The 12,182-nt window shown below is 70.7% G+C and carries 8 protein-coding genes; 4 read left to right on the top strand and 4 right to left on the bottom strand.

Annotation, left to right across the window (positions count from 1 at the left end):
• Positions 1–12 precede the first annotated feature (12 nt).
• Positions 13–1,440 (top strand): NADP-dependent phosphogluconate dehydrogenase, encoded by a 1,428-nt coding sequence (gene gndA, locus D7Y04_RS04200; RefSeq protein ID WP_121758388.1) that lies wholly within the window; start codon positions 13–15, stop codon positions 1,438–1,440.
• Between the two features lie 20 nt (positions 1,441–1,460).
• Here gndA and D7Y04_RS04195 read toward each other — a convergent pair whose 3' ends face one another.
• The 3 genes from D7Y04_RS04195 to D7Y04_RS04185 all read right to left on the bottom strand — a co-directional run bounded on the left by D7Y04_RS04195 (position 1,461) and on the right by D7Y04_RS04185 (position 4,606).
• Positions 1,461–3,089: an acyl-CoA synthetase gene (locus tag D7Y04_RS04195; RefSeq protein ID WP_121758387.1), complete on the bottom strand. Its 1,629-nt coding sequence runs from the start codon at positions 3,087–3,089 to the stop codon at positions 1,461–1,463.
• Between the two features lie 126 nt (positions 3,090–3,215).
• On the bottom strand, positions 3,216–4,052 hold the full coding sequence (locus D7Y04_RS04190) for a zf-HC2 domain-containing protein (protein ID WP_120593409.1): 837 nt from the start codon (positions 4,050–4,052) through the stop codon (positions 3,216–3,218).
• The gene (locus D7Y04_RS04185) at positions 4,049–4,606 is read right to left on the bottom strand and encodes an RNA polymerase sigma factor (protein WP_121758386.1); all 558 of its coding nucleotides are present in this window, start codon (positions 4,604–4,606) and stop codon (positions 4,049–4,051) included. Before D7Y04_RS04185 ends, D7Y04_RS04190 begins: the two co-directional genes overlap by 4 nt.
• A gap of 430 nt (positions 4,607–5,036) precedes the next feature.
• Between D7Y04_RS04185 and D7Y04_RS04180 the strand changes: the two genes are divergently transcribed.
• Positions 5,037–6,044 (top strand): cupin-like domain-containing protein, encoded by a 1,008-nt coding sequence (locus D7Y04_RS04180; RefSeq protein ID WP_121758385.1) that lies wholly within the window; start codon positions 5,037–5,039, stop codon positions 6,042–6,044.
• A gap of 13 nt (positions 6,045–6,057) precedes the next feature.
• On the opposite strand, the gene D7Y04_RS04175 is transcribed toward D7Y04_RS04180, so the two are convergent.
• On the bottom strand, positions 6,058–8,808 hold the full coding sequence (locus D7Y04_RS04175) for a CHAT domain-containing protein (protein WP_121758384.1): 2,751 nt from the start codon (positions 8,806–8,808) through the stop codon (positions 6,058–6,060).
• A 514-nt stretch (positions 8,809–9,322) separates the two neighbouring features.
• On the opposite strand from D7Y04_RS04175, the gene D7Y04_RS04170 reads away from it, so the two are divergent.
• Together D7Y04_RS04170 and D7Y04_RS04165 are read left to right on the top strand one after the other, a co-directional pair.
• A complete protein-coding gene (locus D7Y04_RS04170; protein ID WP_121758383.1) occupies positions 9,323–10,381 on the top strand; it encodes a polysaccharide lyase in 1,059 nt (352 codons plus the stop codon).
• 191 nt (positions 10,382–10,572) lie between these two features.
• Entirely contained in the window at positions 10,573–12,108 is a 1,536-nt protein-coding gene (locus D7Y04_RS04165) for a S1 family peptidase (RefSeq protein ID WP_121758382.1), read from the top strand.
• The last annotated feature ends 74 nt before the right edge of the window (positions 12,109–12,182 follow it).

Genomic DNA, 12,182 nt, shown 5'->3' with positions numbered 1-12,182 from the left:
TCTGGAGGGAACATGAGCACACAGACGAAGCCGGCGCAGTTCGGCGTGGCGGGCATGGGCGTGATGGGCGCGAGCCTGGCCCTCAACATCGCGGACCACGGCTTCAGCGTCGCCGTATGGGACCGCCACCCGGAGAGCATCCAGAAGGTCCAGCAAGCGAATCCGAAGCAGGCCCTGCAGGGCTTCCCGGAGCTGGAGAAGTTCGTCGCGGGCCTGGAGCGCCCGCGCCGCATCCTCCTGATGATTACCGCCGGCGCCCCCGTGGACGAGATGATGGGCCGGCTGTTCCCGCTGCTGTCGCCCGGCGATGTCATCATGGACGCGGGCAACTCCTGGTACCTGGACACGCGCCGCCGTGAGGCCCTGTGCAAGGAGAAGGGCTTCCACTTCCTGGGCATCGGCGTGTCCGGCGGTGAAGAGGGCGCGCGCAACGGCCCGTCCATCATGCCCGGCGGCCCCAAGGACGCGTACGCGCTGGTGCAGCCGGTGCTGGAGGCCATCGCCGCGCGCAGCGAAGAGGGCCTGTGCGTCACCCACGTGGGCCCTGAGGGCGCGGGCCACTTCGTGAAGATGGTGCACAACGGCATCGAGTACGCGGACATGCAGTTGCTCGCGGAGACGTACGACGTGCTCCACCGCGGCCTGGGCCTGGACACCGCGACGCTGGCCGACCTGTTCTCCAAGTGGAACGAGGGCATCGCCGAGTCGTTCCTCCTGGAGACCACCATCAAGGTGCTGCGCAAGCGCGACCCGGAGACGGGCAAGCCGCTGGTGGACATGGTGCTGGACAAGGCCGGCCAGAAGGGCACGGGCAAGTGGACGGTGCAGGTGGCCCTGGATTTGGGCGTGCCGGTGCCCTCCATCGCGGCCGCGCTGGACGCGCGCAACCTGTCCTCGCGCAAGGACGAGCGCGTGGCCGCGAGCAAGAAGCTCCACGGCCCCGCCATCTCCCTGTCCTCGGAGGAGAAGAAGGAGCTGGCCCAGTGGGCGCATGACGCGCTCTACGCGGCGCGCGTGGTGACGTACGCGCAGGGCATGCGGCTCATCCAGGCGGCGGCGGACGAGTACAAGTGGGGCGTGTCGCTGGCGGAGATGGCTCGCATCTGGAGAGGCGGCTGCATCATCCGCGCGAAGCTGCTCACCCCGCTGCGCGAGTCCTTCCAGCAGCAGCCCACGCTGCCGAATCTCCTGGTGTCCGAGGCCTTCGCGCCCGTGCTGGAGAAGATGGCCCCGGCGTGGCGCAAGCTCGTGGGCGCCGCGACGATGGCGGGCATCCCCGTGCCGGTGTTCAGCAGCAGCCTGGCGTACATGGACAGCTACCGCAGCCCGGAGCTGCCGCAGAACCTCACCCAGGCCCAGCGCGACGCGTTCGGCGCGCACACGTACCAGCGCCGGGACAAGCCCGACGCCGGCTTCGTGCACTCGGACTGGCTGAAGTAGTCCCCTGCCCTGCGCGCCGCTCAGTGCTTCTGGGTGGCGCGCAGCTCGGCGCGGCGGATCTTCCCGCTCACCGTCTTGGGCAGCTCCGTGACGAACTCAATCTCGCGCGGGTATTTGTAGGGCGCCGTGGTCTTCTTCACGAAGTCCTGCAGCTCCTGCGCGAGCTCCGGTGACGGCGTGTGGCCCGGCGTGAGCAGCACGTACGCCTTGATGCGATGGCCCAGCTTGTCGTCCGGCACGCCGATGACGGCGGACTCGGCCACCGCCGGGTGCTCAATCAGCGCGGACTCCACCTCGAAGGGGCCCACGCGGTAGCCGGACGTCTTGATGACGTCGTCGGAGCGCCCCACGAACCACAGGTAGCCCTCCGCGTCGCGCACCGCGCGGTCGCCTGTGACGTACCAGTCCCCCCGGCTGCTGGCGGCGTTGGCCGCGTCGTCGTTGAGGTAGCCCGCGAACAGGCCCACCGGCCGCTCCGGCTTCACGCGCACGGCGATGTCGCCCTCCTGCCCGTCCGCCACTTCGTTGCCGTGCTCGTCGATGACGGCCACGGTGAAGCCCGGGGACGGCTTGCCCATGGAGCCCACGCGCGGCTCCATCCCGGGGAAGATGCCGACGATGACCACCGTCTCCGTCTGGCCGTAGCCCTCGCGGATGTGCAGCCCGGTGGCCTCCTTCCACGTCTGGATGACCTCCGGGTTGAGCGGCTCGCCGGCGCTCAGGGAGTGGCGCAGCGAGGACAGGTCCACCGCCTTCAAATCCTGGAGCACCAGCGCGCGCCACGCGGTGGGCGGCGCGCAGAAGGTGGTGACCTTCTCCCGCTCCAGCACCTTCAGGAAGCCCACGGGGTCGAACCGGCCGCGGAAGTCGAAGACGACGTTGCACGCGCCCACGCTCCACGGACCGAAGAGCTTGCCCCACGCGCACTTCGCCCAGCCGGTGTCGCTGAGCGTGAGGTGCCGATCCTCCGGCTTCAGGTCCAACCAGTAGCGGCCGGTGATGAGGTGCCCCTGCCCGTAGCTGGACTGGGTGTGCAGCACCATCTTCGGCATGCCGGTGGTGCCGGACGTGAAGTAGATGAGCAGCGGATCATCCGAGCGCGTGGGCGGGAACGCCGTCGCCTGGGATTCCGCCAATGCCTCGGACGTGTAGCGCGTCCACGGCGCGGGCGCGTCGCCGGTGGACACCCACGTCGTCACGCCGGGGGCCTGGCCCAACACGCCCTCGAAGCGGTCCAGGCAGCTGCCGTCGGTGAGGACGGCCTTCGCGCCGGAGACCTCCAGCCGATAGCGGATGTCCTTGGCAGTGAGCATGGGCGTGCCGGGCATGAAGACGATGCCCGCGCGGATGCAGCCCAGCACGAGGAACCACCACTCCGGCACGCGCGGCATCAGGATGAAGACCCGGTCGCCGCGCTTCAGGCCCAGCCCGGTGAGGAAGCGCGCCGCGTGCAGCGAGCGCTCCTTCAGCTCCTGGAAGGTGAAGCACTGGGAGCGCCCGGACTCGTCGGACCACTGGAGCGCGGGGGCCTGGGGCCGCTCGGCCGCGTGCCGGTCGATGACGTCCGTGGCGAAGTTGAAGTGCGCCGGCCGCTCCCACCGGAAGTCACGGCGGGTGGACGCGTAGTCGGCGGATGAAGACTCGGACATGGACGGCTCCTGGAGTGTTCCGACAACCCCAGCAGCCTGTCACGTCATCCCGAGGAACGAGTCACGAACCCCGCGCGGAGCGCCCGGTGGTGGACGCTCGTGACGCGCGGGGGAATCCAACGTGCTTCAGCGGGCGGCGGCGCGCAGCTCTTCCGCCAGCTTGCGCGCTTCGTCGCTCCAGCCCGGCTCGCCCAGCGCGGCCACCTGGTCGAAGTCGCGCGCGGCGCGGGCTTCCTGGTGCAGGGCACGCAGCGCGAGGCCGCGGTTCCACAGCGCCTGCGGGTTGCGCGGATCCGCGCGCACCACGGGGTCCAACAGCGCCAGCGCGTCCTGGAAACGGTTGTCCTGAAGCGCCACCACCGCCAGGTCGCTGTCGCGCGCCAGCGACGCGGGCTCGCGCGCCAGCACCGCCTGCGCCTGCTGCCACTGACCGTGCAGCACGTAGGCCGCGACGATGCCGCGGAAGTCCTTGCGCTCCTCCATCTCCGCCAGCGGACGCAGCGGCAGGGTGCCCTTTCCGGCCTCCACGCCGTCCGCGCCACCGCGCATGGGGCTGTAGCGGCGCCACTGGTCCGCGCGCGGATCAGACAGGCGGCCCTCCAGCTCGCGGGTGGTCTGGTTCTCCAGGAAGACGACCGCCGGCACTTCCGAGGCGGGCATCATGCGCGGCACGAAGACGGCGCAGAGGCTGGCGGCCATGGCCAGCGGCGCCACCACGCGCGCGTTGCGGCGCACCCACGCGCCCAGCGACACCACGTTGCCGTTGCCCTCCTGCTTCGCGGCCGGCGCCTCCGTCGCGCCCGTGCCCAGGGCCCGCGCCGCCAGCAGCTCCAACTGGAGCAGGTCCCTCAGGCCGCACTCACAGGAGGCACAGCGCGGCAGGTGACTCCGGAAGCCTTCGGCGTCGGACTCGGACAGCTCGCCGTCCATGAAGAGATGCAACCGGGTGCAATGCGCGTTCATGACTGGACCCCCCGCTCCCGAGCTACAGCGACGCTCGGAAGCAGCAGCTCCCTCAGGTCCCGGCGCGCCAGCGTCAGCCAGCTGCCCACGGTTCCCACAGGGACGTTGAAATGTTCAGCGATGGCCTGGTAGCGGGGGCCTTCCGCGTGAAGCCTGTATGCGTCCCGAAGGTGCGGCTTGAGCTGCTCGATGGCAGCCTGGAACGCGTCGTTGCCCACCAGCTCCCAGTTCTCCCGGTCGCCATCCCCCGTCACCGGCAGGTCCTGCACCAGCGCCAGGTGCGGCAGCCCCCGGCTCTCCGTGCGATGCCGGCGGCAGTGGTCCAGGAACCGGTTGGTCATGGTCGTGCACAGCCACGCCGCGCACGCCGCTTCCGTCCGGTCCTTCAGGTGGCCAAACTCCGGCAACGCCCGCTCGAAGGCTTCCTGGACCAGGTCCTCCGGGTCCAGGGCGCCTCGAGCGCACAACCGCCGCGCCACGGCCAGCAGGCTGGGCCGGTGTCGCTGGATGAACGCCTCGAAGTGGCGCTTTTCCCGGTTGAAGAGATTGGCCATGACACAAGGCCCCGAAGTGACTGGTGGGCTTTCCTGACTAAAGACGCCGAGCGGTTCGTTTCTTGAGAGAAAAATGCCCGGAAGGGCAGACAAGCCTGCTCGGCAGGAGCTTCAGCGAGCCCCGTCCGCCCCCTCCAAGAGGGGAGGCACCGACGGCGGCGGCAGCGGGCGGCGACGGCGCGGGCCACGATCGCTGCACGTGGGGTACGAATTCTTCACGTGCGGGGCGCTGGTGTCCGGTTCGAAGGCACCGGGGGAAACGGACGACACGTCTCCGGAGGTCATGGGTCTTCTTCTCCTGCTACGAGGGGAGTCCTGGGTAAGCCGAGGCTGGGTGGATTGGGACTTTGGGCCAGTCCATAACATGGGCTGCCCTCCCGGTAGCAGGGGCCCCCCGGCCCCTGCCTCCAAGGATTTCAAGGAGTTCCGAATGAACGAAGACACGTCCCAGCTGCGCCCCGAGTGGCGGCAGTGGCTGGCGGAGAACCTGGCGCTGGGGGTCACGGAGGAGGACGTACAGAAGGTGCTGGTGTCGTCCGGTGTGGACCCCGCGGTGGCCCAGGCGGAGGTGGCGGCGGTGGGCGCCCATCCGTACTTCCGGGCGTGCCGGCAGGTGGCCCGGCACTTCGGCTGGATGGAGTCGCTGATGGACGTCTACAGCGCGCTGCGGACGCAGGACGGGGGCCGCGCGCTGGAGGTGCGCCAGGGAGTGCCCCCCGAGGAGTTCTTCCAGCGCTACTACTTCGGCCACCGGCCGGTGGTGCTGCGCGGGATGATGGCGGACTGGCCGGCACTCCAGCGCTGGTCGCTCACGTACTTCCGCGAGCGGCTGGGGAGCGTGGACGTGGAGGTGATGATGGGCCGCGACGCGGATCCGGAGCACGCGGCCTTCCAGGACCGGCACCGCTCGCGGATGCCCTTCTCCGACTTCCTCAGCCTGCTGGAGACGGGGACGCGGACGAACGACTACTACATGGTGCCGCGCAACGAGAACTGGCGGGAGGGCGGGCTGTCGCCGCTGCGCGAGGACCTGCGGGCCCCGGCGGGAATCATCGAACCGGACCTGCGCCACGACATGCTGACGCTGCTGCTGGGGCCGGCGGGCACCGTCACCCCACTGCACCACGACAACATGAACATCCTGTTGGGCCAGGTGATGGGCCGCAAGCACGTGCGGATGGTGCCGTCCTTCGAGCGCCACCGGGTGTACCCGCACCGGGGCACCTTCAGTCATGTGAACGCGGATGTGCCGGACCTGACCCTGCATCCGCTCTACGCGGAGGCCACGGTGCTGGAGGCGGTGCTGGAGCCGGGGGACCTGGTGTTCCTGCCCGTGGGCTGGTGGCACTGGGTGAGGGCGCTGGACGTGAGCGCCAGCGTCACCTTCCACCACTTCCGTGTTCCCGGCGGCAACACGCACCTGGAGCCCCCTCTCTGATCTTCGCCCCGCGTTATTCGGCGTTTTCGACCAGCAGCACGGAGCGCGTCCACCCGGCCCGGGCGTCGCGGGACAGCCACGCCTGGCGCTCGTCGCGCAGCGCGATGGCGGCGGGGATGCCCGCGTGGATGCGCCGGCGCACACCGTCGAAGAAGCGGCCCGCCGCGTCCGGGATGTCCACGGTGGAGGCCAGCACCGCGCGCGCGCCCGAATCAATGAAGGCCGCCGGCAGGCTGAAGGGCTCCGTGCTCTGCAGGGCCGTGGTGCGGCCCGCGCTGCACGCGGCCAGGAACACGGTGGGCGCGCCGGTGAGCCGGTGCTCCCGCACCACGTCCGCGGTGAGCGCGTAGCGGCCGTTGACCTCCGGAGACAGCACCACCAGCGAGGCGCCGGAGAGCGTGGGGTCGGTGATGCCGTGGGCGTGGATTTCAATCTCCGTGGCGTCCGCCATGCGCGCCAGCACGCGCGAGGGCGTGGCGTCCGAACCGGACAGCACGTCCGGAGGAGCGCCGCCGGGCTCCGCGTCCGGCGTCCACGTGGGCAACCGGGGCAGTTGCAGCAGCGACGGCGTCTCCACCCCGGCCACCACCAGGCGGCGCGTGGCCGCGGGTGCCGGGCGGGGACCGCTGACGCGGCCCAACCGGAAGCTCCACGCCAGCTCCGCCGGCAGCAGGTCCGTGCGCCCGAAGACGGGGGCCCACGCGAGCACGTCCACGCGCTCACAGCTGGCGAGCGTCTGGCGCAGGGCGTCCGGCACCAGCCGGGACGAATCCGCGTGGGCGAACGCCACCTTGCGCGAGGCATCGTAGTGACCCTTCACCTCGCCCTTGGGCCCCAGCGCGACCAGCACGGTGCGCTCCGCGTGGACGCTGGCGGCCAGCGCGCACCGGGTGGGCACGGGCGTGCCCAGCTGGGCGGCCATCAGCGTCACCACCTTGGGGAACTCTCCGGCGCGGCCCGCGTCCGTCGCCAGCGACGAATAGGCGAGCGCCCACGACTCACGAGCCAGGGCGTCCCCGCGCGGCAGCGCGTCCGCCCGGGTGATGGTGTCGCGCAGGAACGCCTCACCCTGTCCGCGGTCCTGCTCCAGGAGGAAGCGGCCCTCCAGATAGCGTTCGTAGACCTGGTCGCTCTTCGCGACGACCGGGCCCGCCAGCATCCTGGCGGAGATGGTCCGCATCCACGCGGCGTCCTCGGAGCCGGGGCTCGTGCGCGTCAGCTCCGCGAGCGTCGCGCCGAACATCGGCTCCATCGGGTTGTCGGAGCAGGCGGCGGCCAGGTCCAGCTCGCGCCGGGCGGCCTCCGGCCGCAGGTCCTGGTAGTGCAGGTGCGCCAGCTGCACGTGGGGCCAGTAGCAGCTGACCGAGGCCCCGCGGGCCATCCACTCCTCCAGGTACGCGCGGGCGCTGCCCAGGTCGTTGCGGGAGCGCGCCACGTGGCTGAGGATCTCCAGCGCGTTGAGCTCCAGGTCCCATTCGCGCAGCTGACGGGCACCCGCCCACAGTTGCTTCGCGTGCTGCTCGGCCTCGGAGACGCGCTGCATGTCGCCGTAGAACATGGCCAGCCGCCGCTCCAGCTCCAGGCAGCGCGCTGACAGCGTCGTCTCCCGGCAGCGCTGGAGCGCGCCGAAGTAGCGCTGCTCGGCCTTCCACCACGCGCCCTCCGAAATCTCCTTGCGCGCCTGGTCCCGCTCCGCGACGTCCGCGAACCAGGGGTCGTTCGTCTTCTGGATGCGCGCGAGCGTGTCCTGGAGGTCCCGCGCGGCGTTGCCTCGGCCGCGCAGCAGGGCGCCCAGGTAGATGTCGTCGTCGCCAGACAGCCGCGCCCTGTCCAGGAGCGTCTCCGGGACGCCCTGGCCCGCCCGCAGGGCCTCCGCGTACTGCTGCGCCAGCGTGCTCCGGCGGGAGAAGTCGCGCTTCGCCACGCGCTGCACGTAGTCCGAGAGCACGCTGCCGCCGTGCACCCGGTCCAGCTCCTTCGCCAGCGGCAGCAGCGCCTGCGCGCGCTCCTTCGACGCCGCGGCGCGCACCACGTCATAGAAGACGCCGCGCACGGTGCCGGGCATCTGCCGGGCCGCGTCCATGGGCAGCGGCGCCTGGGGGTCCTCCACCAGGGCCAGGGTCGCGTCGCGCGCGGCCTTCCACTGGCGCTGACGCTCCAGCGTGGCCTCGCGAAGGGCCAGCGCCTGGGCGTGGGCCTCGCGCCCCCAGCCCTGCTCGTTGCGCTTCGCCACCTCTTCGAAGAGCGCCGACGCGCGCAGCGTCAGCCCCATCTCCCGGAACACCAGCGCGCGGTTCCACAGCGCCTGCGTGAGATTCGGCTTCGCGGCGAGCGCGCCGTCCAGCAGGCGCAGCGCGCGCTCATGGTCGTCCCGGGCGAGCGCCACCGCCGCCAGGTCGCTGTCGCGCTCCGGCGACCCCGGCGTGCGCTCCAGGAAGGAGGCCGCCTGGTTCCACTCGCCCTCCAGGGCATACGCCGCCGCGATGCCACCCCAGTCCTGCTGGGCCTCCATGCGGGCGAGCGGGCCCAGCGGCATGGGCTCGGCGGGCACCGGGCAGCCGCCCGCGGGGGCGCGCGAGCGGTAGCGGTCGGCTTCCGAATGCGTGAGGCGGGCCTCGATGCGGGCCGCCGCCCGGCGATCCGTCCAGAAGGTGTCAGGCAGGGACTGCGGCTGCGCCCGGGGCTTCAGCGCCGCGACGCCAGCAGCCAGGAAAGGGATGGCCAGTGCCAGCGCCCAGAGACTCGTCTTCGCCGGCTTCACCATGCGGTCCCCTCGGGCGTCTCCCCCCTGCCGCCCCTTCGGGCCGTTCTACACCAACCTCCGACGAACGCCGACCTGACCCCGCCCCCTGCCTCCGGGCGTCCCATGACGCGGTGGGCAGCAAGGCGGTGGGAGAACAGGCGCATCGGATGTTTTGGGTGACACACGCACCAATAGACGGGCTGCTCCGCCGATCTTGAAAAAAGGCCCCACTTCCCACGTCAGGCGCGAGAGGGAGACAGGGCGCCGGGCCGTCCGGTTGTTGGGGGGATGACGCCCGGGGGCTCGGCTGCACGGCTGCTCTCGAAGGATGGTTTGAGCGCCCGCATCCACCTGGAATCACGCGCTTTGGCATGCCTGGGGAAGTGACGGGCGGCAGGGCCCTGTCCCCCTCTTTCCCCACCAGGCGTCCCGGCGAGCGCGCGTGCGGCAGGGGGTTGGCAGGCGGGAGGGGGCGGGAAGGCTTTTTTCCCGCCGCGTGTCCTCGTGGCCCAACCCGGACCGAAAGGACCCCTGTTTGAAGCGACTCCTTCAGCTCGTTGCCGCGGCCTCCCTGATGCCTGCCCTGTCTTTTGCTGGCGTCATCTGGAAGGGCGACTTCGAGACCGGCAACACGTCCCAGTGGACGCGCCAGCAGGCCGTTGCCAACAGCCGCTTGCAGGTCGTAACGGATGTGGTGCGTGACGGCAGGTACGCCCTCAAGGCCACGGTGAAGCAAGGCGATGATCCCATCAACGCCAGCGGCAACCGCAACGAACTGCTGTACCTGACCCACGAGACGCAGGGGAAGGAGTACTACTACAAGTGGAGCACGCTCTTTCCCTCGAACTACCCGGTGCATGACTCGTGGCAGGTCATCACCCAGTGGCACCAGGAGAGCTGCTGTGGCTCGCCGCCGCTGGAGTTCTTCGTGCGCGGGGACAAGATCAACCTGCGCGTGGGCGGCAACACCACCCCCGTGCTGTGGCAGACCTCCATCGACAAGGGCAACTGGCACGACTTCGTGCTGCACGTGAAGTGGTCTTCCGACAAGAAGGCCGGCTTCGTGGAGCTGTGGCACAACGGCGAGCACGTGCTGCCGAAGACCTACGGCGCCAACCAGTTCGGCAAGGAGCTGAACTACCTGAAGATGGGCCTGTACCGCGACGACGCCATCAAGCCCGAAGGGAGCATCTTCCACGACGGCTTCACCATGGCGACGACGCTCGAGGATGTGATGCCGCCCGCGCCCGCGCCGGTGGAGGAGAAGCCCGCGCCCACGCCCACGCCCGTGCCGGATGACACGACCATCCCCGCGGAGGATCCGACCCCGGTGCCGGAGACGCCGGTGACGGAGACGCCGCAGCTGCCCACCACCCAGCTGCCCACCGTGGGCGGGCAGACCCCCACCCCCACGCCGGTGTCCAACAACCCCAATGGCCTGCCGGACTCGTCCGAGGGCGTGGCGGGGGGCTGCAGCGCGTCCGGCACGTCCGGCACCCTGCCCTTCGCCGGTGCCCTGCTGATGCTGGGCGCCATCGCGCTGCGTCGCCGCCGGGCCCCCGCCCGCGCGGTGGCCCGTCGCGCCAGGCGCTGACTTCCGCTCGATACCGAAGCAAGTTCCCAGGCCCGGTGCGTCTCATGACGCACCGGGCCTTCTTGTTTTCTGGGACTTTCTTCGGCCACACAAAAATGTCGGAGAATTTAAGTAATTCTTGAATTGTTTGACCTTCGCGGCTCAGTCGGGTTTCGCTTCGGGTTCCCCCGCAGCACGAAAGGCAGGACCCGATGAAGCGGACCTCCGGTCTGTTCTCCACCGCGACGGCGCTGTTCGCTGGCGCCACGTTGAGCGTCATTCCCTCGATGGCGATGGCCGCGCCGTCCCAGGCGGAAGCGGCGCTGGCGCACGACGTGTCGCCCGACCTGCTCTCCGCGATGCAGCGGGACCTGGGCCTGACGGCGGACGGCGCGAAGCAGCGGCTGGCGTCGGAGGCGGCGGCGGTGCGCGTGGAAGGCACTCTGCGCTCGGCGCTGGGCGAGCGCTTTGGCGGCGCGTGGATGAACGCGGACGGCAGCGCGCTGGTGGTGGGCGTGACGACGGACGCGGACGCGGACGCGGTGCGCCGCGCGGGGGCGGAGCCGCGGAGGGTGAAGTACACGCAGGCGGAGCTGGAGGCGGTGAAGGCCCAGCTGGACCGCGACAGCCGTTCGGCGGGCCGCGCCGTGCATGCCTGGTACGTGGACGTGATGACGAACAGCGTGGTGGTGCTGACGCAGGACTCCGCGCTGACGGGCGGCGCGGACTTCGTCGCGAAGGCGGGCGTGAAGCACGCCGCGGTGCGGACGGTGTCGTCGCGCGAGGAGTTCAAGCCGGTGTACGACCTGCGCGGCGGTGACGCGTACTACCCGGGCAACGCGCGCTGCTCCATCGGCTTCCCGGTGGCGGGCGGCTTCGTGACGGCGGGCCACTGCGGCGGCGCGGGCACGGGCACCAGCGGCTTCAACGGCGTGGCGCAGGGCACGGTGGTGGCGGCCAGCTGGCCTGGCAACGACTATGCCTGGGTGCGCACCAACGGCTCGTGGGGGTCGCAGCCGTGGGTGAACAACTACGCGGGCGGCAACGTGCTGGTGCAGGGCTCGCAGGAGGCGGGCGTCAACGCGTCCGTGTGTCGCTCGGGCTCCACCACCGGCTGGCGCTGCGGCGTCATCACGGGGAAGAACGTCACGGTGAACTACTCCGCGGGCCCGGTGTACGGCCTCACGGCGTCCAGCGCGTGCGCGGAGGGCGGTGACTCCGGCGGCTCGTGGCTGTCCGGCAACCAGGCGCAGGGCGTGACGTCCGGCGCGGGTGGCAACTGCACCTCCGGCGGCAACACCGTCTACCAGCCGCTCATCCCCATCCTGAACGCCTACGGCCTGTCGCTCACCACGTCCGGCAGCGGCGGCTCGGGCGGCCCCATCATCGGCCTGGCGAACAAGTGCATCGACGTGCCGAACTCCAACACCAACGACGGCACCCGCCTGCAGCTGTGGGACTGCAACGGCACCAACGCGCAGAAGTGGTCCTTCATGTCGGACGGCACCGTGCGCGCCTTCGGCAAGTGCATGGACGTGGCCTGGGGCTCCAACGCCAACGGCACGGCCATCCAGCTGGTGAGCTGCAACGGCAACCCCGCGCAGCAGTTCGTCCTCTCCGGCGCCGGTGACCTGGTGAACCCCCAGGCCAACAAGTGCGTGGACGTGTCGGGCGGCAACTCCGCCAGCGGCACCCCGCTGCAGCTCTGGGAGTGCAACGGCACCAGCGCGCAGAAGTGGCGCCGGTAGTCGTCTCCGGTAGCGCCTGAAACGAAGAAGCGCGGGCCCCAGTGCATCGGGGACCCGCGCTTTGTCGTTTCAGC

Source organism: Corallococcus sp. AB038B, from assembly GCF_003668955.1.
GTDB lineage: Bacteria > Myxococcota > Myxococcia > Myxococcales > Myxococcaceae > Corallococcus > Corallococcus exiguus.
Note: the sequence above shows the minus strand (reverse complement) of the source record. Positions and strands in the feature narration are given on the sequence as shown.

What these genes read in the sequence shown, in the direction of transcription:
- D7Y04_RS04180 (WP_121758385.1), top strand. Translation starts at nt 5,037, where the DNA reads ATGAACGAAGACACGTCCCAGCTGCGCCCCGAGTGGCGGCAGTGGCTG.
- D7Y04_RS04165 (WP_121758382.1), top strand. Translation starts at nt 10,573, where the DNA reads ATGAAGCGGACCTCCGGTCTGTTCTCCACCGCGACGGCGCTGTTCGCT.
- gndA (WP_121758388.1), top strand. Translation starts at nt 13, where the DNA reads ATGAGCACACAGACGAAGCCGGCGCAGTTCGGCGTGGCGGGCATGGGC.
- D7Y04_RS04175 (WP_121758384.1), bottom strand. Translation starts at nt 8,808, where the DNA reads ATGGTGAAGCCGGCGAAGACGAGTCTCTGGGCGCTGGCACTGGCCATC.
- D7Y04_RS04185 (WP_121758386.1), bottom strand. Translation starts at nt 4,606, where the DNA reads ATGGCCAATCTCTTCAACCGGGAAAAGCGCCACTTCGAGGCGTTCATC.
- D7Y04_RS04195 (WP_121758387.1), bottom strand. Translation starts at nt 3,089, where the DNA reads ATGTCCGAGTCTTCATCCGCCGACTACGCGTCCACCCGCCGTGACTTC.
- D7Y04_RS04190 (WP_120593409.1), bottom strand. Translation starts at nt 4,052, where the DNA reads ATGAACGCGCATTGCACCCGGTTGCATCTCTTCATGGACGGCGAGCTG.